This window comes from Amycolatopsis kentuckyensis, assembly GCF_002155975.1.
Classification (GTDB): Bacteria; Actinomycetota; Actinomycetes; order Mycobacteriales; family Pseudonocardiaceae; genus Amycolatopsis; species Amycolatopsis kentuckyensis.
Window position 1 is genome coordinate 22,228 of record NZ_MUMI01000038.1, and the last position, 24,413, is coordinate 46,640.

A 24,413-nucleotide genomic window follows, 5' to 3' on the forward strand; every position below is an offset into this window, starting at 1 on the left:
CTCCGTGGGCTGTCGGACGTGGAACTCAGCCGACGGAGGGGCCCATCCCGAGGGACTGCGGGGTGCTGGCGTCGGGCGAGGGCTGGTGCAGGCCCTCGTCCAGCGGGCCGAACTCGGTCATCAGGGCCGCGCTGCCGCCCCACGGGGTCTGTTCCTCGGCGATCAGGGAGTTGGTCGTGAGCAGCAGGCCCGCCACCGAAGCCCCGTTCTGCACGGCGGAGCGGCACACCCGCAGGGGGTCGACCACGCCGAGCGCGACCATGTCCCCGTAGCGGTCGTGCAGCGCGTCGAAACCGTCGTCGTCGCCCATCTCCCGAACCCGCGCGACGATCTCGTGGGCCGGGTGGCCCGCGTTGTGCGCGATGAGGAACGCGGGCTCGGCGAGCGCGCGCCGGACGATCTCGACGCCGATCGCCTGATCGCCTTCCAGGCCGAGTCCTTCCAGGGCCTTCTCGGCGTGCAGGAGCGCCGCTCCCCCGCCGGCCACGATGCCCTCGGCCATCGCCGCCCGGGTCGCCGACAGGGCGTCCTCGACCCGGTGCTGCAGCTCCTTCAGCTCGGCCGGGGTGGCGGCGCCGACCCGCACCACCGCGACCTTGCCGGTCAGGGCGCCGATCCGCTCGGTCAGGACGTCCTCGTCGACGCCGAACTGCGCGCGCTCCAGCTCCGCGCGCAGCTGGCCGACCCGGAACTCCACCGCGTCCGGCGACCCGGCGCCGCCGACGATCGTCGTGCGGTTCTCGGTGACCCGGACCTGCTTGGCCCGGCCGAGGTGGTCGAGGGTCATCGTCTCCATCGTGAACCCGGACTGCCGCGAGAGCACCGCGCCGCCGACGATCGCGGCGAGGTCCTCCAGCTTGTGCAGCCGCCGGTCACCGAAGCCCGGCGCGCGGACGGCCACCGACTGGAAGGTGCCGTTCATGTGGTTGTGCACCAGCATGGACAGCGCCGTGCCCTCGACCGTCTCACCGATCACGACCAGCGGCCGGGGTGCCCGCATCACCTTGTCCAGCACCGGCATCAGCTGCTGCACCTTGGTGATCTTCTCCGCGCACATCAGGATGTACGGGTCGTCGAGCACCGCTTCCAGCCGGCCCGGGTCGGTGACCAGGTACGGCGAGAGGTAGCCGTTGTCGAACTCGAAGCCTTCGACGAACTCGACGCTCATCCCGATCGTCGGCGACTCCTCGACCGTCACCACGCCGCCGTCGCCGACGGTGTGCAGGGCCTTGGCGATGACCGCGCCGACCGCGTCGTCGTCGTTGGCCGAGATCGCCGCCACCCGCGCGTAGTCCTGTTCGGACACCACCGGGTGCGCCTGCTTCTCCAGGTGCGCCACCAGCAGGCCGACGGCGTGGTCGATGCCGCGCTTGACGAGCACCGGGTTGCCGCCGCCCGAGATCGCCCGCATGCCTTCGCGGACGATCGCCTGGGCGAGCACGGTGGCCGTGGTGGTGCCGTCGCCGACGACGTCGTTGGTCTTGATCGCCGCTTCCTTCACCAGCTGCGCGCCCATGTTCTCGAACTGGTTCTTCAGGTGGATCTCGCGCGCGATGGTGACGCCGTCGTTGGTGACCACCGGCGACCCGGTGATCTTCTCGATGATCACGTTGCGGCCCTTGGGCCCCAGCGTGGACTTGACCGCTTCGGCCAGCTTGTCGACGCCCGCCACCAGCAGGTCGCGGGCGTCCGAGCCGAACCGCAGTTCCTTCGCCATCTGCCTGCTCCTAGGGGGTGAGGATGGCCCGGCCGCGCACGCGCCCGGCGTCGAGGTCGGCCAGCGCGTCGAGCGCCGCGTCCAGGGGGTACTTCTTCGTGTGGAGGGTGACCTTCCCGGCCTGGGCGAGCACCATCAGCTCGGCCAGGTCGTTGTAGGTGCCGACCAGGTTGCCGATGATGTTCCGCTCGGTGGAGATGATGTCGATGGTCGGGATCTCGATGTTCGAGCCGTAGCCGATCACGAAGTGCGACCCGGCGCGGCGGGTCATCGCGAAGGCGTCCTGCTGGGCACCCTGCTCGGCGACGAAGTCGAGGACGACCTCGGCGCCGTTGCCGTCGGTCAGGTCGAGCACCGCCTCGACCTGCTTGCCGTCGGCCAACACCGTGAGATCCGCGCCCAAGGTCGACGCCAGCTCCAGGGCGTCGGCGTTGCGGTCCACGACGATCACGCGAGCGGCGGTCAACGCGCGAAGCGACTGGATGCCGATGTGCCCGAGGCCGCCGGCGCCGTTGACGACGCAGGTGGTGCCCGGGTACAGGTGCGGGACGGCCTTGCGCACCGCGTGGTAGGCGGTGATCCCGGCGTCGGCCAGCGCCGCCACATCGGACGGCTGGGTCGACGGATCCAGCTTGATGCACGCCCGCGCCGACGTCAGCAGGTACTCCGCCATCCCGCCGTCGGTGCTGATGCCCGGGAAACTCCCGTTCGGGCAGTGCATGTCGTCGCCCGCGCGGCAGGCGTGGCAGAGCCCGCACGTCGGCGTCGGGTGCAGGATGACCGTGTCCCCGACCTCGACGTTCGTCACCGCCGGGCCGACCTCGTGCACCCAGCCCGCGTTCTCGTGGCCGATCGTGTACGGCAGCTCGACGCCGGACTTCTCGGCCCACTGCTCCTCGATGATGTGCAGGTCGGTGCGGCAGACGCCGGCGCCGCCGATCTTGACCACGACGTCGAGGGGCCCGGTGGCGCGCGGCTCCGGGACGTCTTCGATCACCGGGTGCTGGTGGTACTTCTGCAGCCGCACGGCCTTCATCCCGTGCCCTCCTCTTCGCTGGTCAGGGCGTACCGCGCGCGCAGCATGCCGCGGCAGACGCCCGAGTTGGCCTCCATGCTCGTGCGGGTCAGCCGCGCGAAGGCGAGGTGGCGCTTCGCGTCGACCGGAGTCGTCCCGGTGGCCGGGTCCAGCAGCAGCGGGTCGCCGTCCTCGGCGGGCAGGCCGAGCTCGCGGCGGCGGGCCCGCAGCCGGTCCAGGTCCGGGCTCGGCGGGACGTCGCCGAGGGTCAGCGCTCGCGGGTCCCGGCCGAGGGACCGGCAGACGCGGTCGGTGCCGGCCAGGACGGCCTTGCGGACGAAGTCGTACCGCAGCGTGTCGAGCTCGTCGGCGGCCTCGCCCTCGAACGACGCGACGAACCCCTGCCGCGCGGCCACCCCGCGGTTGATGACGTCGGAGGCGAAGTGGTCGTCGAGCCGGATGTCGAGCCCGGTCAGGCCCGGTACCCCGGCCACGGCGTCGTAGGCGTCCGCCACCATGAGGAACGCGAAGTTGGGCGCGCAGAAGTACGTCGGCAGCCGCAGCCGGACGACGGCGTGGCCCGCGTCGCTCACCTCGCAGCGGGCCACGAACCCGAGGTCGGTGAGGGGTTCGTCCAGTTCGGGATCCCGGACGGTGCCCAGCGCCGCCCACACGGCGGCGCGGGCCCCGGTCACCACGGCGGTCATGAGTTCGGCACGCCGACGGGCTCGACGTTCTCCGGATCCGCGAGCTTCAGCTCCTCCGGGACGTCGATGTCGTAGAGCCGGGCGGCGTTCAGCCCGAGGATCTTCTTCTTCTGGTCGACGGTCAGCGGCGGGAAGTCCGACAGCTCGTCGTCCCCGGGCATGTTCCAGTCGACGAAGCCCTCGACCTGCCACTTCGGTTCCCAGATCGCGTAGTCCGCACCGAAGATCAGCTTGTCCTCGCCGAGCCAGAACATCAGCTCGCCCATGACCTTGGCGAAGAACTTCGGCCGGGCGTGCATCAGGCCGCCGACCACGACGGCGAGCCCCGCGTAGACGTTCCGCTCCTGGGTGGCCATGAAGCAGAAGTCCTCGATGCGCGGCAGGCCGACGTGCTCGACGATGAAGTTGAGGCCCTGGAAGTTCGTCGCCGCGTAGTCCACATCGGACACGTCGAAGGCGTCCTTGTCGAGCGGCCAGATCGTCGGTCCCTTGTGGATGTGGACGTTCTTGACGCCGAGTTCCTCGCACTTCTCGAGGTAGCGGGCCGCCTCCGGATCCTTCAGGCTCCAGCCGCGGGAGTCGCCGCGCCACTCGGCCGTGTAGAGCTTGACGCCCTTGCAGCCGTACCGCTTCACGCGTTCGGAGAACGCCTTCATGCCCTCGTCGCCCTCACGCGGGTCGAACGTGGTGTTGACGAGGAACCTGTCCGGGTGCTTCTCGGCCAGCGCGCCGTCTTTCTCGGTGGTGTTGAACCCGGTCTTGTACCACTGCCGCAGGTTGGTCGGCTGGAAGATGGCCTTGTCGACGTGCCCGGCCTCGAACAGGTCGTGCATCATGAGTTCCTCGGAGTACTTCTGGAACCGGTCGAGCGGCCAGTGCGTCTCCTTCGGGCCGAGTCCCTGGTAGGCGTGGAAGCACTCGATCCAGCCCTTGGCGTATTCCTCCTGCCCCGCCACCCAGTTCTCCGGGCTCGCGTCCCAGAAGTGGGTGTGGGCGTCCACCACGAAGTATTTCTCGCCGTCTTTTTCGTACATGGTTGATCCTCCTGAGCGGGATCGAGTGCTTCGCTTACTTGATCGGCTTGAGATCGAAGTCGAGGTATTCGGCCGCGTCTTCGGGGTTGGCGAACATGATCGTGCGGTCGTCTTCGTGGATCATCCGCCCGTAGTGGGTCGACATGCTCTCCTCGAACTCGGCCGCGTTGAACCAGCCCTCTTCCTCGCCGGCGGCCTCGTCGACCTCGGCGTAGACCAGGTCCGTCCGGCCCCGGGCGTCGACGCGGATCATCGACGGCAACGGGGTCACGGTCACGTTTTCCTTGCCGGCCATGACCTCCGCGATGATCGCGCCCACCTGGTTGTTCATCAGGGTGAACCCGCACATGTTCGACGCGGTGTTGTCGGCCTTGAACGGGCTTTCCGCCGTCTTGAAGATGGTCACTGGCCCAGCTCCTCGGGTGCCTTGAGGCCCAATTCGGACAGGATGCCGGCGAACCGGCTCTTCACGCGGTCGAGACCGTCCTCGAACCGGATCGGCTTGGCGTCGGGCTGCGACCACAGCGGCTGCAGCGCGCGGGCGGCGGCGATGCTCTTCGGCACCCAGTCCTCGAGCCACTTCTGCAGCAGCGCCTTGTTGTGGTCGGCGAACTCCTTGTCGTTGATCAGCAGGTGGAACAGCGGCTTCGTGTAGCGGAGGTCGCGTTCGGAGAAGTCGAACTCCTCGGCGCCGATCAGCGTCGGGGTGACGAAGTCGCCGTTCGCGGGCGCGGCCTGCTGCACCAGGTTGCTGCGGAACAACTCGCCGACCAAGGGCTCGAAGACGACGTTCGCGGCGAAGATCGCCTCGCCCCAGTCCCAGATCCCGGTCAGCTGCTCGGCGGTGTCCCGCACGCCCTGCCACGCCGGGTCTTCGTTCCAGGTGGCCAGGTGGGCGGTGCCGTCGAAGCCTTCGATCTCCTCGGTGAGGGTCAGGTTGTACAGCGCCAGGTCCTGCGCCGCGCGGATCCGGTGCATGCTGTTCACCGAAATCGCGTTGTTGTGCATGTTCGTCGGGGCGCGGCGGTTGGCGTTGGCGAACAGGTACAGGCCCAGGCCGTGGTCGACGTGCATCCAGGCGCCGACGTGCTTGGCGACGAAGTCCACCCAGTTGCGGTTCCACTGCTCGAACGCCTTCGCCTGGCGGGCGGCGTCGATGTTCTGGTTGAGCTGCCGCACGACGTTCGCGTTGTACCGGTAGAGCGTGAGCTCCCACTCCTCGTTGGGGTCCCGGAACTCGTGCCAGCCGTGCGCCGGCCAGTCGTAGCCCTTGCCACCGGAGCCCGGGCCGCGTTCGGGCAGCGGCCGGTCGGAACCCCACGCCTTCAGCGCCGTCCACTCCAGCGGGTAGCCGCCCTTGCCGTCGGCGAAGGCGTAGAGCCAGCCCTGGGACAGGTAGTGCCGCGGGTCGGGCTGGACCTCGACGGTGACGTCTTCGTAGTGGCTCTGCTTGCGCTTGGCGGCGGTGAAGTAGTTGAACCGCCGGGCATCGGAGTCCGGGAAGACCTTCGCGCCCGCTTCGGCGTCGGTGAACGCCGGCTTGGGCACGCTGCGTTCTTGGGTGGCTGTCATGGGTTCCTTACCCTTCGCCCGTGGTGGTGAACTTGTCGTAGAAGACGCGCTTGCCGTCGACGCCGAGCGCGGGCAGCAGCTCCAGCGCGGCCTCGACCATCGGTGGTGGCCCGCAGACGTAGGCGTCGGCACCGGTCAGGTCCAGGCCGGCGCGGCGCAGGACGTCGGTGACGAAGCCGGTTTCGCCGGTCCAGTCGTCGTCACCCGGCTCGGACAGCGCGGGGACGTACCGGAATCCCGGCAGCTTCGCTTCCAGCTCCCGCAGTTCCGCTTCGAAGCAGAGGTCGTGGCGGCGGCGGGCACCGTAGTAGAAGACGGCCTTGCGGTCCAAGCCGCGCTCGGCCATGGACCGCAGCAGCGCCAGGATCGGCGCCATCCCGGCCCCGCCGCCGACGAAGACCAGGTCCGCGCCCGGGTTGTCCCGGAGGGTGAACACCCCGAACGGGCCGGTCACCCGGAGCCGGTCGCCGACCGCGACTTCGGCGGCCAGGAACCGGGAGAACAGCCCGTCGGGGTAGATCTTGATGACGAACTCCAGGAGCCCGTCGCGGGCCGAGGTGTTGGCCATGGAGAACGACCGTGTCTCCTCGGTGCCCGGGACCGCGAAGTCCAGGTACTGGCCCGGGAAGAACTTGAGGTCGCCGTCCAGCCGCACCACCAGGTGCCGCAGGTCGTGGGTCACCGGGTCGTTCGCCACGACCTCGGCGGTCGCCTCCTGGATCGGCAGGCCGGACTGGATCATCTCCTCGTCGTAGTTGAGCAGCTCGATCGTCAGGTCTTCGTAGGCGTGGGCCCGGCACAGCAGCGTGAAGCCTTCCTCCTTTTCGTAGTCGGGGAGCGCGAAGGTCGAGTACCGGTCGTGTTCGACGTCGTCGCCGTCGAGGAGGAACGACTTGCAGGCCGCGCACTGTCCTTCCTTGCAGCCGTGCATGAGCATGACGCCCTGCTCGGCGGCGGCGCGCAGGATCGTCTGGTCCTCGGCGACGTCGATCTCGATCCCGACCGGCTCGAACCGGACGCGGTGCTTCTCTCCCATGCCGGGCCGCCCGTCAGGCCTGCGGCGCCGGGCGCCCGGCCGGCCCCTGGCGGTTGTAGTCGGCCACGAACGCGGCGCGCTGCTCGTCGGTCATCTGGTTGAGCAGCACGTTCGGCGACTGCACCTCGGGCATCCGGCGGAGGTGGTCGAGCGTCCACATCTTCTTCGGGTCGAGGTCCAGGTGCGGCTGGGCGACCATGGTCTTGCCGTCGTCGCGGACGAAGCCCATGTCGGAGACGACGTCGGCCCAGTTCCAGCCGTGGTAGAGCGTCTCCCACTCGCGGGCGCCGACCAGCTGGCCCATGTTCGGGGTGCTGCGGCCCTGGTAGGTGGGCCGGAACGCCTCGGCGTCGGTCCAGCGGCAGGTCTCCGAGCAGTACGTCCGGTGCTGGCCGTCGACCTGGTCGACCACCATGTCCTCGCGGATCAGGCACGGCACCATGCAGGTCCAGCAGCGGTGCGGGTACACGTAGTCGACGTTCTCGGCGACGATCGGGTGGTGCCCGTTCGGCGTCGCGAGGCGGTTGTAGTTCTCCCACCACTTGCCGTACTTGTCGTACCAGCCCGGGTACTTGTACTCGAACCATTCGAAGTCCTCGTCGGTCATCGGGTCGATGCGCCAGTAGTTGGCGAGCCACCCGGTGGCGAAGAACTGCGCGACTTCGTGGACGTAACCCTTGTTCCAGATCCGGTTCCAGGCTTCCTCGATGAGGTCGTGCGGGATGACGAGCCCGTACTTCTCCAGCGGGACGAGGTAGCTGCGGTAGTAGTCGTCGTAGATCCAGCGGCGCCACATCTCCGCGTAGCTTTCGCGGTCCTTGCGGCGGTCCTTGGTGCCGTATTCGATGAACGTCCCGATCGCGGCGTCGACGACGGCGTGGTTGTTCCACCACGCGTACCGCAGGTCGCGTTCGAGCAGCTGGTGGTTGCTTTCGTCGGACAGCGCCATCAGCAGCGTCGCGTAGCCGTTGCTGATGTGGCGGGATTCGTCCGACTGGACCGAGTGGAACACCGTCGGCAGCAGGTAGTCGCCGTTCGCGGCGGCTTCGGCCGGCATGGCGACGAACAACGTGTTCGTGAACGCCGTTTCGGCGACGATGGTCAGGTAGATGCTCGCCGCGGTGATGGCGTCACCGGTGATGAAACCCTCGGCGAACTGGCGGCCGATGGTGCCGCAGTAGTCGTTCTGGAAGTTGCGCAGGCTCGAGTTGAAGCCCGCCGGGTCGATGTAGTTCTGCATGTACAGGCGCTTGAGGTTCTGCTGGATCGTCGAGTGCCGAACCTCGTCGATCATCTGGATCGCCTGGCCGTTGTGCAGTTCCGGGTTCGGGACCGTGCGGAACAGCAGCGGCATCGCCCGCGCGGCGGAGATCTCGGGCAGCGGGATGATCGACAGGAACAGCTTCTGCCATTCCAGCCAGCGTTCCTGCACCTGGCGGAACATGTTGCCGCGGATCGCGCCGTCCTCGGCGCCGTAGACCCGGTGGTCCTTTTCCTCCTGCATCGGGAAGTACGAGCGGAGGACCTGCTTCAACGGGTCCTTCTTCTTGGCCTTCCGGAAGGTGTAGTCGGTGCCGTAGTGCGAGACCGGGGTGTGGTACGCCGGTTCCCACGACAGTTCTTGGATCTTCTGGTGGGCTTTCGCCACACTCTGGCGACTCATGGATCAACTCCTCGTCCGTGGTTCGCCGCCCGGGGCGTCCTGCGGTCACCATTAGGCGGGCATCCGCGGCGGGCGCGGGTCTCAATCTGAGACAGAGCCGCTGCTCAGGGACTGTCGAGCAGCCGCTCGCGCAGCCCGGCCAGCTCGTCGTGGATCCCGGCCTGCACGCGCGCGTCGCCTTCGACGGTGGGGACGATCCCGAACGCGCGCAGCAGCGCCGCGGCGGGCTCGCCCGGGTGCCCGTCCGCGCCCAGGGCCGGGTGCAGGCCTTGGGCGGCCAGGTGCGTGAAGACCAGGTTGACGATCGTCCAGGGGTTGTACGTCTCGGCGGCCATGCCTCCATCGCACCGCCGCGGCGTCACCGGGAGCGTCTCAATTTGAGACACCGGAACCGGCGGGACGGATCTAGGCTGGACCGGCGGCACAACGGGTGTGCCCGCACCCACGTGGGCCGCGGGGAACTGGAGGTCACGTGGACGAGATGGCCCTGGTCGCCGACGACGAGCTCGCCCGCACCCGGGTGCGGTTCCTGACCGCCGAAACGGTCCCCGCGGACACGGTCCGGCCGACGATCCTGGCCTCGTGGCGGCGGTCGCGGGAGTTCCAGGTCGAAGCCGACCGGATCGACCCGCTCTACCTCGGCGACCAGAACCTCGACATCCCGCTCATGCGCGGCGCCGAACCGGTGCTGCACAAGCTCGGCGAGCAGTTCGAGGGCCAGCCGATCAGTCTCATCCTCACCGACCCCGGCGGCGTCGTGCTCACCCAGCGGACCGGCGACGCCGACCTGGCCCGGCACCTCGAGCGGGTCGAGCTGGTGCCCGGGTTCAGCTACGGCGAGCAGTCGGTCGGCACGAACGGCATCGGCACCGCGCTGGAGGACGGCCGCCCGACGACGGTGTTCGGCCACGAGCACTACGCCGAGCACCTGGAGAACCTGGCCTGCGCCGGCGTGCCGATCCACCACCCGATCTCGGGCAAGAAGGTCGGCGCCGTCGACCTCACCTGCTGGCACAAGGACGCGGGCGGCCTGCTGGTCGCCCTGGCCCGCTCGACGGCCGAGCAGATCCGCCAGGCCCTGCTGCGGCACAGCGATCTGCGGGAGATGCTGCTGTTCCAGGCCTACCTGCAGACCTGCCGACGCTGGACGGGCATCGTCCTGGCGTTCAACGAAGACATCGTGATGATGAACGACCGGGCCCGGCAGCTGCTCGACCCGGCCGACCAGTCGGTGCTGCTCGGTCACGCCACCGAAGCGCTGGCCGACGGCCGCCGGACGCCGGCGACGCTGTCGCTGTCCAGCGGGCTGCGGGTCCGGGTGCTGTGCCGCCGCGTCGCCGGCCGGCGCGAATCCGAGACCGCGGGCAGCGTGCTGTCGGTGAAGCTGATCGAGGCCGAGGAGACCCTGGCCGTCCCGACCCCGATGCTGCCGATGTACCTGCCAGGCGTCGTCGGCTCGGCGCCGCTGTGGCTGCGCTGCGGGCACGACCTCGACTCCGGTCACCAGCACGGCGAGTGGGTCGCCCTCGAAGGCGAGCCCGGCACCGGCAAGCTGACCCTGGCCAAGGGCCTGCACCAGCGCCACCACCCGGCGGCCCGGCTGCTCACCGTCGACGCGGCGCCCGGCACGGACTGGGCCGCGCTGCTGCGCGAACACGCCGAAGCGCCGATCCGCACGCTGGTGATCCGGCACGCCGACCGGCTGACCGCCCCGGCGGCCACCGAGCTGGCGGCGGTCCTGCGGACCCTGCGCGAGGAACCCGGCGCGCCCTGGGTCGTCGTCACCCTCGTGCCGGAGGCCGAAACCGAACCGGCGCTGGCCGAGCTGCTGAAGTTCTTCCCCCGGACGGTGCGGGTGCCGCCGCTGCGCCACCACGTCGAAGACCTCGCGGAGCTCGTCCCGCTGGTGCTCAGCAAGCTCGGCTACGGCGGCAGGCTGACGTGCTCGGCCGCCGCGCTGCACCTGCTGATGCGGGCGGAGTGGCCGGGCAACACCGGCCAGCTCCACCAGGTGCTGCGCAAGGTCGCCCAGCGCCGCCGCGCCGGCACCATCCGCCCCGGCGACCTCCCGGCGGAGTTCCACGCGGTGACCCGGCGGCCGCTGAACCGCTTCGAGTCGATCGAACGGGACGCCATCGTGCGGTGCCTGGAGGACGCGGACGGCAACAAGGTCAGGGCGGCGAAGCTGCTGGGCATCTCACGGGCGACCATCTACCGCAAGATCCACGAATACGGCATCGTGCCACCGGCCCGGTAGCCGCCCGGATCCCCGGCGGGCGGCTACCGGGGCCTGCCCGTGCGTCACTTCGCGGGCGGGTTCACCGCCTCGGCGACCTCGGCGATCGTCTTCGCGTCGACCAGGCCGGTGTCCTCGAGGACCGTCATGTGGTCGAGGACGGTCTGGTTCGCCTGCGTCGCGTGCCGCCGGATGACGTCGTTCTGCGTGCCGGCCCGGACTTCGGCGATGGTCGCGAAGATCTTGCCGTGCGAGGCGCGCAGCACGTTCGCGAACAGCTTGTCGAACTCCGCGCCCTTGGCGTTGGTCAGCTGGCGGACCCAGTCCTGCTGTTCGGCGGTCGCCTTGTCCGGCAACGTCACGCCGAGCATCTTCGCGTCCTCGCGGACGAGCTGGTCGAGGTGCGAGTGCCCGTCCAGCAGGTGCAGCCCGGCGCGCTTCACCTGTTCGCTGCTGGCGTTGGTCTGCGCGAGGTCACCGGCGGGGATCTCCCAGAGCCCGGCCTGGCGGACCTTGACCAGGAACGTCTTGTCGAGCTCGGTGACCGGGCCGGCGCCGGCGATGTTGTCGGCCCCGGCCTGGGCGGCCGAGCCCATCTGCATGCCGGCCATGTCATGCGCCGGGACCTGCGCCTGCGTCGAGCCGGGCGAAGTCTGGGCGTTGGCGTTCAGCACCATGACCGAGCCCACGCCGACCACGGCGAGCGTGACGACGACGACCAACGCGGTCCGGGCCTTGGCGCGGCCCGTCATGCCACGGTGATCCGGCATGGTTCCTCCTTCTGACGACAGTTCGGTACGGGGTACACGGACGCCGTCGCGGGGAGGTTCAGCGAAATCCGGAGAATTATTGTTGCGTGCCAACGGAATCAGCGCACGAGCGCATCCACGGCAGCCGAAAGAGGAGGGCGGCCTAACCGGCCGGGCACCGCCGGCGAGCGCCGGGGATGTCCATCTTGACCGAAGCTCTTGCGATTGGCAAGTATTGCCTCATGCAACCCCACTCGGAAGCGCCCCCGGACGTGGCCGCCCTCGACGACCTCACCGTGGTCCTGGTCGGGATCGCGTGGGAATGCGCGCACGCGGCCCCGCCCGAGGTCTCGTTCCCGCAGTCGCGGCTGCTGCTGATCCTCGACCGGGTCGGCCGGGTGCCGAGCTCGCAGCTGGCGGCGGTGATGGGCGTCAACGCGTCTTCGGTGACGCGGCTGGCGGATCGGCTCGAAGCCCTCGGGTACGTGGCCCGCGGCCGCAGCCCCGGCAACCGCAGCGTCGTCACGCTGGAGGTGACCGAGGCCGGGCACGAGATCGTGGCGCGGATGCTCGAACGGCGGCAGGCCGCGCTGGGGGCGCTGCTGGACAAGCTGCCACCGTCGCAGCGCAAGGCCGCGGGCGAGGCGGCCCGGCAGCTGGTGCAGGCGGCGGCGACCATCCCGGCGCTCGGCCCGGCAGCGCTGTGAGTGCCATCCTGGACGGCATGCCGACCCGCTGGACGTGCCCCCGCTGCGACCGCGAGTTCGCGCGCGCCGGCCAGGGGCACACCTGCGTCCCCGGCTGCACGGTCGAGGAGACCTTCGCCGGCCGGGCGCCGTGGCAGCGCTCGGTCTACGACGCGGTGATGGCGCACCTGCGCACCCTCGGCGACGTCCACGAGGACGCCGTCAAGGTGGGGGTGTTCCTGAAGCGGGACCGGAAGCTGGCGGAGCTGCGCCCGCGGTCGCGGGACGTGCTGGTGTACCTGTGGCTGCCGCGGCCGGTGGAAACGGCCCGCATCGCCCCGGCGAGCTGGGCGAGCGGGCCGCGGGTCGGGCACAGGCTGAGCCTGCGTGCGGTGTCCGATGTGGACGACGAAGTCCGCGGCTGGCTGACCGCGGCCTTCGCCGTCGCCTGAGGTCAGGACCCGGTGGGTCCCGTCCAGCCGTCGGGCACGTGGCCGATGCGCACCCGCTGCGGGTGGTCGCCCACCGGCACCGAGAGCAGCTTCCGCCCGGTCGCGAAGTCGATCGCGGTGACCTGGTCGGCGCCGGCCTCGGAGATCACGCAGGCGCTGCCGTCGCCGCTGACCGTCGCCCAGTACGGCTTCACCGCCGGCACCAGCGTGCCCTGCTGCAGCGACGCGCGGTCGACGACCGTGGCGTAGTCGTCCATGGTCCCGGCGATGCAGAGCTTGGTGCCGGCCGGGTTCATCGACATGCCGTGGTGACGGGAGTCGTTGACGAAGGTCTTGCGGTCGTCACTCGTGGCCGGGTTCTTCGGCAGCTCCTTGACCCGCGTGATCTTGTCGGTCGCCACGTCGTACTCGGCGAAACCGTTGAAGAACGACACCTGGAAGTACAGCTTCGACCCGTCCGGGGTGAACGCGACCGGCCGGACGGCGTCCGAAAGGTCACCGCGGCCGAAGGCGTCGAGCCGCTGGCGCATGTCGATCACCTTGACCTGGCGGAAGGTCGCGGCGTCGACCACGGTGATCCGCCGGTCCCCCTTGGTGAAGTCCCAGCCCGGGTCGTCGAGGTCGGTGTTGACCTCGCCGATCGACATGTTCCACAGGTACCGGCCGCCGTCGGTGAACACGTTCTCGTGCGGCTTGTCGCCGGTGGCGAAGGAGCCGACCTGCTGCCCGGTGACGATGTCCAGCACGTGCACGGTGTTGGACGTCGAGGCGGAGACGGCGACCCGGCGGCCGTCCGGCGAGACGGCCATGTGGTCGGAGCGGAAGCCCGACACCGGGAAGCGCCAGTTGATCCGGCCGGTGGTCAGGTCGATCGAGACGACGTCGGCGAAGCTCGGCCGCGACGCGACCACCGAACCGCCGTCCGGGGTCGTGTACATGTCGTCGACGAACTGGTCGTGCCCTTCGCCGGGCCCGTTGCGGATGCCGAGGAAGAAGGCCAGCTTGATCGGGTTGAGGTAGATCTCCTGGAGGCGCTGGTCCTTGTCGGGGATGATGTTCACCCGCCCGATGCGGGCGAACGAGCCGCGGGACTGGATGACGTCGGCCGTGCCCTCCCAGTTGTTGCCGACGAACATCACCTCCCGCAGCGCCGCCGCGCCGGTCGCCGGCACGGCGGCGCCGGTGGCCAGCAGGGCGACGGAGGCGGTGAGGACGGCCAGGCGGGAGAGGTACGACCGCTTCCGGCGGGAAATTCGCACGGGAGACACCTTTCGTCATTGAAGAGGTGTGGTGACCTTCGGTCGATGGATTTCGCGAAGGAACGGGGTTACTGTCCGGTATCGTCACGATAACCGGCCACCGGAGCCGCTCCGGTAGGGCCGCTCGCCCAACACCGCGGCCCGGTGTTGTGGCCTCGCCACAACGGGAGGTGCCGTGCCGGCCTCGCCACTGCTCCGGCAGGTGCTGGACGCGCTGGCGGCCGACGACGCCGTGCTGGACGAGCTGGTGAAGGCCGCGCGGAGCCAGTCACCCGAGGTCGCGCGCCTGCCGGAAGCCGAGAACCGGCGGCACGTGCAGTTCCTGCTGTCGGCCGCCCTGCGCGCCACGACCAACCCCGACACCGCCGACTACACCACCGCGGAGGCGCTGGGCGCCGACCGCGCCGCGCAGGGCGTCCCGCTCGCCGACCTGCTGGGCGGGGTCCAGGCCGGCAAAACGCTCGCGGCCCGCTTCGCCGTCGAACGCGCGCGGGCCGCCGGCCTGTCCGACGAGGTCATCCTCGAGACGATCCTCGACGCCGAGCGCTACACCGGCGCGCTGGAGCGGCACATCGTCAAGGGTTACCACGCCGCCGAGCTGCAGCTGTCCCGGACGGTGCGCGACGCGCGGACCCAGCTGCTGCGCACCCTGCTGCTCGCCGGGCACCCGCCCACGCCGGAGGAGCTCCGGCAGGCGGGACTGCGTCCGGAGGGCCGCTACTCGTGCGTGGTGTCCGACGTCAGCGACCCGGCGCGGGCGCGCACCCTCGAACAGGCGCTGCTGGAGTTCGGCGGGGTGTACGGGCTGGTCGAGGGCCGGCTCACCGGCCTGGCGGCCCGCCCGCCGGCCGGGGTCTCGCTGGCCGACGGTGTGTTGCTGGTCGCCGCGCCTCCGGCCGCGCTGGCGGAGCTGCGCGAGGTGCACCGCCTCTGCACGGCGGCGGCGCGGATCGCCGGTCCCGGATACCACGACCTCACTTCCCTGGCGGGCGAAGTCGCCCTGGCGGCGCAGCCGCAGCTGGCGGACCTCCTCACGGCGGGCCTGCTCGACGCCCTCGACCCCGCGAACGCGTTCCACCGCGAGCTGGCCGCGACGGCGCTCGCCTACCTCGACCACGGCCAGCGCCTGCGTCCCACGGCGGAAGCCCTGCACCTGCACCCGAACACGGTCCGCTACCGCCTCGACCGGCTGGCCGAGCTCACCCCGGTGGCCCTGGCGGAGAACAGCGCCGGCCGCGTGCTCGACGCCCTGCGGTCGTGGTGGGCGCTGCACCATTGGCTCGGCGGCCGATAGGGTCACCCGCATGGCTGAACTTCGCCGCATGCCGGCAACCACGTCGACCGGAGAATGCGTTTTCTGCGCGATCGGCTCGGGCCAGGCGCCGGCGGCGTTCGTCCACGAGGACGACGAGTTCGTCGCGATCGTCGACCTCCGCCCGGTGGCCACCGGTCATCTGCTGGTGCTGCCCCGGGCCCACCACGCGGACCTGGCTTCGCTGCCTTCTCCGGCAGGCACGAGGATGTTCGCGATCGCGCAGGAGCTGGCGGCGGCCCTGCGGCGCACGGACCTGAAGTGCGAGGCGATCAACCTCTTCCTGGCCGACGGCAAGGCGGCGGGCCAGGAGATCCCCCACGTCCACCTGCACGTGATCCCCCGGTTCGCGGGCGACGGCTTCGTGCTGAGCGCCGACTGGCGGGTGCGGACGAAGGAGGAACTGGTGGAGGTCGCGGAGAAGGTCCGGGCGGCGCGTTAGGCCTTGTGGAGCTTGTCCGGGTGGTGCACGGCGGTCTTGCCGGATTTTTCGCTGCGGACGAGGTATTGCGGGTGATCGGGGGACGCTTTGACGTCCCGCTTGCCGGCGTGGGTGTCCTCGGTGAGCTTTTGCTCGACCGTGCCGACGGAGCTCTGGTTGCCCGCGTCCCACCGGACGCGGTCGCCCTTCTCGAATTCCTTGGTCATGGTTCGCGGGGTACCCGTGCTCACCGCGGCTACCCGTGATCACCGATCCCGGTAATCCGGCAGCTCCAAGGCGTTCGCCGCCTCGCGGATGGGGCGGGACATCTGCTCCAGGACGCGGTTGCGGCCCGGCAGGTGCGGCATCAGCTTGATCATCCGGGTGTTGAACCACGCGAACGCCCGGGACTGCGGGATGATCCCGCGCAACGCCGTCTTCGCCAGGGCCTGGTTCTTCTCGATGAACGGCCGCATCAAGGCTTCGTACCGGGGCAGTGCCTCGGAAAAGTCCGAAGCCAGCTCACCCGCCAGGACGTACGCGCCCGCCAGTGCCAAGCTCGTTCCCTGGCCCGACGCCGGGGACGGGCAGTAGCCCGCGTCGCCCAGCAGGGTGACCCGGCCGGCCGACAAGCGGTCCATGACGATCTGGCACACCGGGTCGAAGTAGAAGTCGTCGGCTTCGCGCATGGCCGAGAGCAGCGCCGGGATTTCCCAGCCCAGGCCGGCGAACCGGTCCGCCACGATGGCCTTCTGGCCGTCGACGTCCCGGCGGTCGTACGGCAGCGGTGGCGCCGTGAACCAGAACGCCGCCTTCGCGTCGTCCGCCCGCGCCGTGCTGTAGACGTTCACCATCTTGCCCGGCGCCGCCGAGTGGAGCAGCTCCCAGCGGTCCAGCTCGAAACTGTTGGGTACCGTCGAGATCGAAATGTACGCGTCGAACCGGCGCAGGTAGTCCTCCTCCGGGCCGAACGCCAGCGCGCGGACGCCGGAGTGCAGGCCGTCCGCACCCACCACCAGGTCGAACCGGCGGGGCTCGCCGTGCGCGAACGTCACCTCGACGCCGTCAGGACGCTGGTCGAGGCCGGTGATCCAGTCCCCGAAGACGTACTCCGTGTCGCCGCGGGTGGCGTCGTGGAGGATGCGGGCCAGGTCGCCGCGCAGGATCTCGGTGTCGTCGCCGTGGCGGAAGCCGAACGTGTCCGCGTCCAGGGTGGCCAGCTGCTTGCCGCGCTTGTTCACGAACGCCGCGCCGCGCATGTCGGTGCTCGCCGCGTGCACCTGCTCCAGCAGGCCCATCCGGCGGACGACGTCGACCGCGACGCCGCGGATGTCGACCTTGTAGCCACCTTCGCGCGGGCTCGGGGCGCGCTCGACGACGGTGGCCTGGAAGCCGTGGTGGTGCAGCCACCAGGCGAGGGCGGGGCCGGCGATGCTGGCGCCGGAGATCAGGATGTTCTTCGTCATGCCCCGAAGGATCGGCGGGGCCGCTGACCGCTCACGAACCGAGCGCGAACCGCCGCTGACCGGCCTCCTCGACGGCCTGCTCGGGCGGCATTTCCCGGCCGCGGTCGAACGCCTCGGCGTAGGCCGGAGCGCCGATACGCGCCCGGACGCGGTCCGCCACCCCGGCAACGTCGGCGTCCCCGGTGACCGGTGCGCCGCGCAGCCCGACGGCCACGCCGAGCAGGAACGCGGCCCGCTCGTCCTCCCCCCGCCCGGCGAGGACGCCGGCCAGCCCTTCGATCGCCAGGGCCGCGCCGGGCAGGTTCGCGTGTTCCAGCGCCGTGGCCAGCGCTTCCTGGTGCAGCTCGGTCGCCTCGTCCAGGCGCCCCTCGGCGGCCGCCGTCCAGCCGAAACCGGTGTGGACGCGGATCCGCGTCTCGCCGCCGGTCACCGGGTCGGCGGCCAAGGTGAGCGCCGCGGAGTACCAGCGCCGGGCGGCGGCCAGGTCGCCCGCGCGCCGCGCGATCTCCCCCAGCCCGCCGCGGGCCCGGGCCAGCGTCACCGGGGTACCCGCGGCGCGTGCCTGCTCGGCGGCGGCTTCGTAGTCGGCCTTCGCCGCTTCGGCGTCGCCCTGCCTCAGGACGCCGTCGGCGCGCCGGCAGAGCAGGTCGGCGGCGTCTCCGGCCGCGCCGAGCTCGCCGGCCAGCCGGACGGACTCGTCCATCAGCTCGCGGAACCGCGCGTGGTCGCCGCGCCAGTCCGCGAACTCCGCGAGCTTCTCCAGCGCGCTCGCCTCGCCCCAGCGGTCGCCCAGTTCCCGGAACGCCTCCAGTGCCGCCGAAAAGTGCGCTTCGGCTTCGGAGATCCGGCCGCCGTACTGGGCGCCGAGTCCGTCGCCGATCCGCGCGAACGCCCGGGACCACGCGTCCGGGCCGATCAGCGCGGCCAGCCGTTCGCCGTCTTCGGCCTTGGTGCGCGGGGAAAACGCCCACAGCAGGAAGAGGTACGGGTGCCGCAGCGGCCCGTCGAGCCGCCGCAGGATCGGCTCGATCGCGACGTCGGTGTCCGCCGCCAGGATCACGCACAGGACGTATTCCTCGGCCAGTCCCGGCGGCGGTTCGGGACCGACCGCGGCCAGGACGGTGTCCGCGATCGGCGTCGCCTCGCTGCGCAGGCCGCGCAGCCACCAGTACCAGGACAAGGCGGCGATGAGCCGCAGCGCGGTTTCCGGGTCTTCGGTGGCGCTCCAGCGCAGGGCCGCGTGCAGGTCGGCGTGTTCGGCGGTCAGCTCCGCGAGAGCCGTCAGCTGGTCCGCGCCGCGCAGCTTCGGCTCGTGGGCGCCCGCGAAGTCCAGGAAGTACCGCGCGTGCGCCGCGCGCCGGTCGTCGCCCCGCTCGGCGCAGAACGCGCGGATGGTCTCCAGCATCCGGTACCGGCGGCCGTCGAACTCGACGAAGGACTTCTCGACCAGGCCGGTCAGCACGCCGTCGGAGACATCGCAGACGCGCTCGACGGCGGCCGGCCGCGCGCCACCGGCGAAGACCGCGAACCGGCCCGCCAGCAGTTGTTCCTCCGCGTCCAGGAGGTCCCAGCTCCACTCGACGACGCCGCGCAGGGTCCGGTGCCGCGGCTCGGCGGTCCGGTCGCCGCGCGAGAGGAGCCCGAACCGGTCGCCGAGCCGGGCGGCGACGTCGTCCGCGGACAGCGACCGCAGCCGCGCGGCGGCGAGCTCGATGGCCAGCGGGAGACCGTCGAGGGCGGCGCAGATGCGGGTCACCGCGCCCGGCTCCGGGGCTTCGCCGGGCGCCACGGCGGCGGCGCGCTCGGTGAACAGCCGCGCCGCGGCGTCGGCGGGCAGTGCGCCGACCGGCACCAGCGTCTCGCCGGTGAGGCCCAGCGCTTCGCGGCTCGTGGCCAGCACGCGCAGGCCGGCGCACTCCCCCAGCAGGCGCCGCACCAGCCGCGCGGCCTCGGCGACGACGTGTTCGCAGTTGTCCAGGACCAGCAGCAGCGGCCGGTCGGCGAGCCCGGCGGCCAGGCGATCGACCGGGTCGGCGGCCGCGCCCGGCGTCAGCACGCCCTGTTCGCGCAGGCCGAGCGCGGCGAGGACGGTGCGCGGGACGTCGGTGGTCGTCGCGAGTTCGACGAAACAGACCTCGCCCGAGGCACGGGCCGCGGCTTCGACGGCGAGCCGGGTCTTGCCCGCGCCGCCCGGTCCGGCGAGCGTGACGAGCCGGGCGTCGCGCAGGGCCGCGGTGAGCCGGTCGAGCTCGGCGCGGCCGACGAACCCGGTGAGCGGCACGGGCACCCGGCGGGCCGGGGCGGGGGCGGCTCGGAGGACCGCGGTGTGGGCGGCCGCGAGCTCGGCCGACGGGTCGGCGCCGAGTTCGCCGGCGAGGCGGTCCCGGATCTCGGCGAAGACCACCAGGGCTTCGGCGGACCGCCCGCTGCCGTGCAGGGCCCGGACGAGCTGGGCGGTGAGCCGTTCGCGCAGCGGGTGCTCGCGGGCGAGCTCCCGCAGTTCGGCGACGAGCCGCTCGTGGTGGCCGAGCGCGAGCCCGGCCTCGACGCGGTCTTCGGTCGCGGCCAGCCGTAGTTCCGCCAGGCGGGCCGCGCGCGGCGGGTCGGCGAGCCCGTCGAGCGCGGGACCGCGCCAGAGCGCGAGTGCTTCGGTGAACAGCGTCAGTTTCGCGGTGGGATCGGGGGTGTCCCGTGCTTGCGCGGTGAGCCGTTCGAAGCGGTGGACGTCGACGTCCTGGGGGTCGACGGCCAGCCGGTACCCGGCGGGGGTGAATTCGACGAGGCCGTCGGGCGCGCCGCCGTCCCGGAGCCGACGGCGGAGCCGGGACACCTGGGACTGGAGGGCCTCGGCGGCGCCTTCGGGCGGGTGCTCGCCGTGCAGGCCGTCGATGAGCCGTTCGGCGCCGACGACCCGCCCGGCATCGAGGGCGAGCAGGGCGAGCAGCCCCCGCAGCTGCGGCCCGCCGAGGGCGACCGGGGTCCCGTCGGGACGGCGGGCTTCGACCGGCCCGAGGATGGCGAACTGCACGGGGCGATTCTGGCCCAGCGGGGCGCTCAATTTCCGGTGATTCGCACAGACCGCGCCCCCGCGTCGAGGAACTCCAGCAGCCGCCCGGCTTCGGTCTCGATCTCCGCGCGCTCCCCCGCCGTGAGCCGGTCGTGGGCGGTGACCTCCAGTGCGTCGGCGTGCAGGCGCCAGTCCGCGCGGTAGAAGCCGTCCACCAGCAGCGTTCCCCGCGAAGCGCCGTTGCCCGGCGGCAACGGGACCCGCCGGCCGGGCGGGAGCACCCGCGTCCGGTCGGCGTGCGCCAGCAGCACGTTGTCGTACTCCGGCAGGAACCGCGCCGGCGCCGGCGTGGAGGGGTCCGGCAGCACGCCGTCCTCGACGTCGTACAGCACTTCACCGGACTCCGCGCGGAACGTCCTCAGGCCCATCGGCTCGACGACCTCCCGCAGCTTCGTCAGCCCCGACCACGCCTGGACGTCGGCGACCGACGCCGGGCCGAACGCCCGCAGGTACCGCCGCACCACGTCCTCGAGCGAGGGACGGCGCTCCAGCGCACAGCCGAGCCAGCCTTCCAGTGTGGTCAGGGTGGCCGGGCCGGTCGCCCCCCAGACGCCGCGGGGCGTCACCTGCGCGGTCGGCACCAGGTAGCTGACCGCGTACGACAGCGCTTCGGCGTCGTGCGACGGCCACCGCACGGCCAGCGCGTCCTGCAGCTGCCGCCGGCTGCGGGGCCGCTCGTCCAGCAGCTCGCGGCCGAAGCGGGACACCGCACCGAGGTCGGCGTCACCGGTGCGGCGGCCGAAGTGGCCCGTGTAGCCGTTCGCCACCACGCGCTGGACCAGCGGCCGCAGCACCCGCGCGTCTTCGGCGAGGACCAGGTGGACGGTCCCCCGCATCAGCAGGCCGCGCACGGCGGCGCGTCCGGTGAGGAGGGATGCCAGCTCGGCCGGCCGGAACCCGGAAATCCGGGTCCACAGCCCGACGTACGGCGCGAGCGGGGCCTGCGCCTGCATCCCGACGAGGTGCCCGAGCACCGCCGCGGCCGGCGACGACGACCGCTCGAGGAGGTGCTGCCGCGCCAGCAGCGCCCGGTTGAGCGCGCGGACGTTCACGGCCGCAGCCCCCGGAAGAACGCGCGGATGTCGGCCACGAGCAGCTCGGGCTCCTCCATCGCGGCGAAGTGACCGCCGGACGCGAACTCCGACCAGTGCGCGATCTTCTCGTCGGGGTCCATGATCCGCCGGACCACCGGCGAGCTGTCGAACACCGCCCAGCCGGCCGGGACGTCCGACGGCGCCAGCCAGCCGTGCCCCGAGTGGGCGGCCTCGTACAGGAACCGGGCCGCGCTCGCGCCGCTGCGGGTGAACCAGTAGAGGCTGACGTTGGTCAGCAGCCGGTCGCGGTCGACGCCGCCGGTGCCGGTCCACGCCTCGAACTTCTCCGCGATCCAGGCCAGCTGCCCGACCGGGGAATCGGTCAGCGCGGCCGCGATCGTCTCGGGCTTGTGCGACTGGAGGTCGAGGTAGCCGCGGCCCGCCTGCCACGCCTCGCGGGCCGCGTCCAGTTCGGCCTGTTCCGCCTCGGACAGGTTTTCCGGCAACGGAAGCTGCTCACCGGCCAGAGCGATCGTGCCGCGGTCGCTGTTGACGTGGGTGCCGATGACGCGGTGCGGGTACCGCGCGGCGAGCTGTCCGGTGATGCCCGCGCCGAGGTCGCCGCCCTGGGCGGCGAACCGGTCGTAGCCGAGCCGGGTCATCAGCTCGGCGAACGCGCCGGTCGTGCGGGCCAGCTCCCAGCCGGGGCCGCTCAGCGGCGTCGAGAACCCGAACCCGGGCACCGACGGGACGACGAGGTGGAACGCGTCCGGGCCCGGCTCGGCCAGCGGGCCGATGACGTCGAGGAATTCGGCGACCGAGCCCGGGTAGCCGTGGGTGAGCAGCAGCGGCACCGCGTCGTCCTGCGCCGAGCGGACGTGCAGGAAGTGGATGGTCTGGCCGTCGATCTCGGTCGTGAACTGCGGGAACGCGTTGAGCGCCGCTTCCTGGGCCCGCCAGTCGAAGCCGTCGCGCCAGTACGCGGCCAGCTCCCGGACGACGTCCGTGGGGATGCCGCGGGACCAGTCCGGCTCGTCGCCGGGCACGCGGTCGGCGAACCGGGCCGAGGCCAGGCGCCGGTGCAGGTCGGCCAGCTCGGCCTGCGGGATCTCGATGCGGAAGGGACGGATTTCGTTCGTCATGAGGAGCACGTTATGAGCCATTGCGGAAGACTTCCTTCCGCGATTCGTGCGATCCTCGACGAATGTTGCAGACCTCCGCCCGGCTCCTCCGGCTGCTGTCGCTGCTCGAAACGCGGCGCGACTGGACCGGCGCCGACCTGGCCGGCCGGCTCGGTGTCTCCGCGCGCACCGTCCGCACCGACATCGGCAAGCTGCGGGAACTCGGCTACCCGGTCGAAGCGGCCCCCGGCGTCCAGGGCGGTTACCGCCTCGGCGCGGGCGCCCAGCTCCCGCCGCTGCTGCTGGACGACGACGAAGCGGTGGCCGTCGCGGTCGGGCTGCGAACGGCGGCGGGCGTCGCCGGCATCGGCGAGACGTCGGTGCGGGCGCTGGCCAAGCTGGAGCAGGTGCTGCCGTCGCGGCTGCGGCACCGGGTGCGGGCGCTGCAGGCCGCGACGGTCGCGGTGCCCGGCACGGGCCCGTCCGTCGACGCCGACGTCCTCACCGCCGTCGCGGCGGCGATCCGGGCGAGCGAGCGGCTGCGCTTCGACTACACGAGTCACCAGCGCACGCCGAGCCGCCGTGACGTCGAGCCGCACCGGCTGGTCAGCTGGGGGCGGCGCTGGTACCTCGTGGCCTGGGACACCGCCCGCGACGACTGGCGCACCTTCCGCGTCGACCGGATGACGCCGAAGGTGCCGACCGGCCCGCGCTTCGCCCCGCGCGAGCCACCGGAGGGCGACGTCGCGCAGTTCGTCCAGCGCAGCGTGGGCGCGGCGACCTGGCGGTTCCACGCCCGGGTGCGGCTGCACGCCTCGGTCGAGCACGTCCGCGCCCGGCTGCCCATTGCGGTCGACGTGACGGCCGAGGGCCCGGACCGCTGCGTCGCCGAGGTCGGGTCCGACCACGCGCCGATGCTCGGCCTCTACCTCGGCCTGCTCGACGTGGACTTCGAGGTGCTCGACGCGCCGGAACTGGCCGAAGCACTGGCGAAGACGGGCGAGCGGTTCCTGCGGGCCGCTAACGCAGGGAGTCCGCCAGCTCCTGGATGATCGCGAACTGTTCCCGCACGCCGACCTCCATGCCGGACTGCAGGATCGTGTCGCGCAGTTCCTCGCTGCCGGTCTCGGTCAGCAGCTCCAGGCGGGTGCGGTCGCCGTCGAGCGCGGTGAAGGTGACCGTGATGAGCGGGCCGTCCACGGAGTCGAGGTCGACACCGGGCTGCTCGAACACCTCGGTGTAGACGAGCCGCTCGTCCGGCACGATCTCGCGGTACTCGCCGTGGAAGCCGACGTCCGCGCCGTCCTCGGTCTTCAGGACGTACCGCCAGCGGCCGCCGGGCCGCAGGTCCAGCTCGACCTCCGTGGTGGTGCCGCGGTGGCCGCTCCACCAGCGGCTGACCAGCTCTCGCGTGGTCCACACGCGGTAGACCAGGTGTCTCGGCGCGTCGAACTCGCGCGTGATGAGGATCCGGTCCGCGGCGGGGGTGGTGATCTCCACGTCAGTGCTCCTGTTCCTTGAGTTCTTCGAGGACGTCGTCCATCAGGTCGAACCGCTCCGCCCACGTCCGTTCGTAGCGCTTGACCCAGTCGTGGATGGGCTTGAGCGCGGCGCCGTTGAGCCGGTAGAGCCGCTGGCGGCCGTCGCCGCGCACGTCCACCGCGCCGACTTCGCGCAGCACCCGCAGGTGCTTCGACACCTGCGGCTGGGCCAGGCCGAGCAGGTCGACGAGGTCGCCGACCGACCGCTCGCCCGCCATGAGGACGTCCAGGATCTGCCGCCGCCGGGGTTCGGCGACCGCGTTGAAGGTGTCCGCTGTCGTCGCTGCTCGTGCCACGCGGTCATCATATGCCCATATGGGAATGC

General features: G+C 71.6%; 24 protein-coding genes. 6 read left to right on the forward strand and 18 right to left on the reverse strand.

Annotated elements, in window-relative coordinates:
- Positions 1-25: 25 nt before the first annotated feature.
- The 9 genes from groL to CCN39_RS04075 all read right to left on the reverse strand — a co-directional run bounded on the left by groL (position 26) and on the right by CCN39_RS04075 (position 9,079).
- A complete protein-coding gene (groL, locus tag CCN39_RS04035; RefSeq protein ID WP_086838470.1) occupies positions 26-1,717 on the reverse strand; it encodes a chaperonin GroEL in 1,692 nt (563 codons plus the stop codon).
- Between the two features lie 10 nt (positions 1,718-1,727).
- Positions 1,728-2,753 carry an NAD(P)-dependent alcohol dehydrogenase gene (locus tag CCN39_RS04040; protein ID WP_086838472.1) on the reverse strand — a complete coding sequence of 342 codons (1,026 nt, stop codon included), beginning with the start codon at positions 2,751-2,753 and terminating at the stop codon, positions 1,728-1,730.
- Positions 2,750-3,439 carry an iron-sulfur cluster assembly protein gene (locus tag CCN39_RS04045; protein WP_086838474.1) on the reverse strand — a complete coding sequence of 230 codons (690 nt, stop codon included), beginning with the start codon at positions 3,437-3,439 and terminating at the stop codon, positions 2,750-2,752. Before CCN39_RS04045 ends, CCN39_RS04040 begins: the two co-directional genes overlap by 4 nt.
- A complete protein-coding gene (locus CCN39_RS04050; RefSeq protein ID WP_086838476.1) occupies positions 3,436-4,473 on the reverse strand; it encodes an amidohydrolase family protein in 1,038 nt (345 codons plus the stop codon). The genes CCN39_RS04045 and CCN39_RS04050 overlap by 4 nt, the downstream gene beginning before the upstream one ends.
- 34 nt (positions 4,474-4,507) lie before the next feature.
- Positions 4,508-4,879, reverse strand: coding sequence for a propane 2-monooxygenase effector subunit MimD (gene mimD, locus CCN39_RS04055; RefSeq protein ID WP_086838478.1), 372 nt, complete (start codon positions 4,877-4,879; stop codon positions 4,508-4,510).
- The gene (locus CCN39_RS04060) at positions 4,876-6,045 is read right to left on the reverse strand and encodes a ferritin family protein (RefSeq protein ID WP_086838480.1); all 1,170 of its coding nucleotides are present in this window, start codon (positions 6,043-6,045) and stop codon (positions 4,876-4,878) included. The genes mimD and CCN39_RS04060 overlap by 4 nt, the downstream gene beginning before the upstream one ends.
- A gap of 7 nt (positions 6,046-6,052) precedes the next feature.
- On the reverse strand, positions 6,053-7,081 hold the full coding sequence (locus tag CCN39_RS04065; protein WP_086838482.1) for an NADH:ubiquinone reductase (Na(+)-transporting) subunit F: 1,029 nt from the start codon (positions 7,079-7,081) through the stop codon (positions 6,053-6,055).
- Between the two features lie 13 nt (positions 7,082-7,094).
- A complete protein-coding gene (locus CCN39_RS04070) occupies positions 7,095-8,744 on the reverse strand; it encodes a ferritin family protein (RefSeq protein WP_086838484.1) in 1,650 nt (549 codons plus the stop codon).
- A 104-nt stretch (positions 8,745-8,848) separates the two neighbouring features.
- Entirely contained in the window at positions 8,849-9,079 is a 231-nt protein-coding gene (locus tag CCN39_RS04075; RefSeq protein ID WP_086838486.1) for a hypothetical protein, read from the reverse strand.
- 137 nt (positions 9,080-9,216) lie between these two features.
- On the opposite strand from CCN39_RS04075, the gene CCN39_RS04080 reads away from it, so the two are divergent.
- A complete protein-coding gene (locus CCN39_RS04080; RefSeq protein ID WP_086838488.1) occupies positions 9,217-11,001 on the forward strand; it encodes a sigma-54-dependent Fis family transcriptional regulator in 1,785 nt (594 codons plus the stop codon).
- A gap of 44 nt (positions 11,002-11,045) precedes the next feature.
- On the opposite strand, the gene CCN39_RS04085 is transcribed toward CCN39_RS04080, so the two are convergent.
- Positions 11,046-11,750, reverse strand: a complete 705-nt coding sequence (locus tag CCN39_RS04085; protein WP_086838489.1) for a DUF4142 domain-containing protein — start codon at positions 11,748-11,750, stop codon at positions 11,046-11,048.
- Between the two features lie 221 nt (positions 11,751-11,971).
- Here CCN39_RS04085 and CCN39_RS04090 point away from each other — a divergent pair, with 221 nt between their 5' ends.
- Entirely contained in the window at positions 11,972-12,436 is a 465-nt protein-coding gene (locus CCN39_RS04090; RefSeq protein WP_086838491.1) for a MarR family winged helix-turn-helix transcriptional regulator, read from the forward strand.
- A 17-nt stretch (positions 12,437-12,453) separates the two neighbouring features.
- The gene (locus CCN39_RS04095; protein ID WP_244210605.1) at positions 12,454-12,867 is read left to right on the forward strand and encodes a DUF5655 domain-containing protein; all 414 of its coding nucleotides are present in this window, start codon (positions 12,454-12,456) and stop codon (positions 12,865-12,867) included.
- A 2-nt stretch (positions 12,868-12,869) separates the two neighbouring features.
- Here the strand turns inward: CCN39_RS04095 and CCN39_RS04100 are convergent, their stop codons facing one another.
- Complete coding sequence (locus CCN39_RS04100) at positions 12,870-14,126, reverse strand: YncE family protein (protein ID WP_086838494.1); 1,257 nt, start codon at positions 14,124-14,126, stop codon at positions 12,870-12,872.
- Between the two features lie 175 nt (positions 14,127-14,301).
- Between CCN39_RS04100 and CCN39_RS04105 the strand changes: the two genes are divergently transcribed.
- Together CCN39_RS04105 and CCN39_RS04110 are read left to right on the forward strand one after the other, a co-directional pair.
- Positions 14,302-15,420, forward strand: a complete 1,119-nt coding sequence (locus CCN39_RS04105) for a helix-turn-helix domain-containing protein (RefSeq protein WP_086838496.1) — start codon at positions 14,302-14,304, stop codon at positions 15,418-15,420.
- 10 nt (positions 15,421-15,430) lie between these two features.
- The gene (locus CCN39_RS04110) at positions 15,431-15,880 is read left to right on the forward strand and encodes an HIT family protein (protein ID WP_086838497.1); all 450 of its coding nucleotides are present in this window, start codon (positions 15,431-15,433) and stop codon (positions 15,878-15,880) included.
- On the opposite strand, the gene CCN39_RS04115 is transcribed toward CCN39_RS04110, so the two are convergent.
- From CCN39_RS04115 to CCN39_RS04135, 5 genes are read right to left on the reverse strand one after another with little or no spacing between them, the layout of a single operon-like run.
- A complete protein-coding gene (locus CCN39_RS04115) occupies positions 15,877-16,086 on the reverse strand; it encodes a hypervirulence associated TUDOR domain-containing protein (protein WP_086838499.1) in 210 nt (69 codons plus the stop codon). The two genes, CCN39_RS04110 and CCN39_RS04115, sit on opposite strands and share 4 nt — an antisense overlap.
- 39 nt (positions 16,087-16,125) lie before the next feature.
- Positions 16,126-17,325, reverse strand: a complete 1,200-nt coding sequence (locus CCN39_RS04120; RefSeq protein ID WP_086838501.1) for an FAD-dependent monooxygenase — start codon at positions 17,323-17,325, stop codon at positions 16,126-16,128.
- Between the two features lie 31 nt (positions 17,326-17,356).
- Entirely contained in the window at positions 17,357-20,353 is a 2,997-nt protein-coding gene (locus CCN39_RS04125; protein ID WP_086838502.1) for an ATP-binding protein, read from the reverse strand.
- Positions 20,354-20,379: 26 nt separating this feature from the next.
- Positions 20,380-21,444, reverse strand: coding sequence for a winged helix DNA-binding domain-containing protein (locus tag CCN39_RS04130; RefSeq protein WP_086838504.1), 1,065 nt, complete (start codon positions 21,442-21,444; stop codon positions 20,380-20,382).
- The gene (locus tag CCN39_RS04135; RefSeq protein ID WP_208630131.1) at positions 21,441-22,568 is read right to left on the reverse strand and encodes an epoxide hydrolase family protein; all 1,128 of its coding nucleotides are present in this window, start codon (positions 22,566-22,568) and stop codon (positions 21,441-21,443) included. Before CCN39_RS04135 ends, CCN39_RS04130 begins: the two co-directional genes overlap by 4 nt.
- Positions 22,569-22,630: 62 nt before the next feature.
- Here CCN39_RS04135 and CCN39_RS04140 point away from each other — a divergent pair, with 62 nt between their 5' ends.
- Positions 22,631-23,599 (forward strand): helix-turn-helix transcriptional regulator, encoded by a 969-nt coding sequence (locus CCN39_RS04140; protein WP_086838508.1) that lies wholly within the window; start codon positions 22,631-22,633, stop codon positions 23,597-23,599.
- On the opposite strand, the gene CCN39_RS04145 is transcribed toward CCN39_RS04140, so the two are convergent.
- A complete protein-coding gene (locus CCN39_RS04145; RefSeq protein WP_086838510.1) occupies positions 23,568-24,047 on the reverse strand; it encodes an SRPBCC family protein in 480 nt (159 codons plus the stop codon). The two genes, CCN39_RS04140 and CCN39_RS04145, sit on opposite strands and share 32 nt — an antisense overlap.
- A gap of 1 nt (position 24,048) precedes the next feature.
- On the reverse strand, positions 24,049-24,384 hold the full coding sequence (locus CCN39_RS04150) for an ArsR/SmtB family transcription factor (protein ID WP_086838512.1): 336 nt from the start codon (positions 24,382-24,384) through the stop codon (positions 24,049-24,051).
- Positions 24,385-24,413 lie beyond the last annotated feature (29 nt).

Coding starts and splice junctions, on each gene's coding strand:
- groL (WP_086838470.1), bottom strand. CDS start 1,717: ATGGCGAAGGAACTGCGGTTCGGCTCGGACGCCCGCGACCTGCTGGTG.
- CCN39_RS04060 (WP_086838480.1), bottom strand. CDS start 6,045: ATGACAGCCACCCAAGAACGCAGCGTGCCCAAGCCGGCGTTCACCGAC.
- CCN39_RS04045 (WP_086838474.1), bottom strand. CDS start 3,439: ATGACCGCCGTGGTGACCGGGGCCCGCGCCGCCGTGTGGGCGGCGCTG.
- CCN39_RS04040 (WP_086838472.1), bottom strand. CDS start 2,753: ATGAAGGCCGTGCGGCTGCAGAAGTACCACCAGCACCCGGTGATCGAA.
- CCN39_RS04050 (WP_086838476.1), bottom strand. CDS start 4,473: ATGTACGAAAAAGACGGCGAGAAATACTTCGTGGTGGACGCCCACACC.
- CCN39_RS04110 (WP_086838497.1), top strand. CDS start 15,431: ATGGCTGAACTTCGCCGCATGCCGGCAACCACGTCGACCGGAGAATGC.
- CCN39_RS04140 (WP_086838508.1), top strand. CDS start 22,631: ATGTTGCAGACCTCCGCCCGGCTCCTCCGGCTGCTGTCGCTGCTCGAA.
- CCN39_RS04095 (WP_244210605.1), top strand. CDS start 12,454: ATGCCGACCCGCTGGACGTGCCCCCGCTGCGACCGCGAGTTCGCGCGC.
- CCN39_RS04085 (WP_086838489.1), bottom strand. CDS start 11,750: ATGCCGGATCACCGTGGCATGACGGGCCGCGCCAAGGCCCGGACCGCG.
- CCN39_RS04065 (WP_086838482.1), bottom strand. CDS start 7,081: ATGGGAGAGAAGCACCGCGTCCGGTTCGAGCCGGTCGGGATCGAGATC.
- CCN39_RS04115 (WP_086838499.1), bottom strand. CDS start 16,086: ATGACCAAGGAATTCGAGAAGGGCGACCGCGTCCGGTGGGACGCGGGC.
- CCN39_RS04090 (WP_086838491.1), top strand. CDS start 11,972: ATGCAACCCCACTCGGAAGCGCCCCCGGACGTGGCCGCCCTCGACGAC.
- CCN39_RS04135 (WP_208630131.1), bottom strand. CDS start 22,568: ATGACGAACGAAATCCGTCCCTTCCGCATCGAGATCCCGCAGGCCGAG.
- CCN39_RS04075 (WP_086838486.1), bottom strand. CDS start 9,079: ATGGCCGCCGAGACGTACAACCCCTGGACGATCGTCAACCTGGTCTTC.
- CCN39_RS04070 (WP_086838484.1), bottom strand. CDS start 8,744: ATGAGTCGCCAGAGTGTGGCGAAAGCCCACCAGAAGATCCAAGAACTG.
- CCN39_RS04120 (WP_086838501.1), bottom strand. CDS start 17,325: ATGACGAAGAACATCCTGATCTCCGGCGCCAGCATCGCCGGCCCCGCC.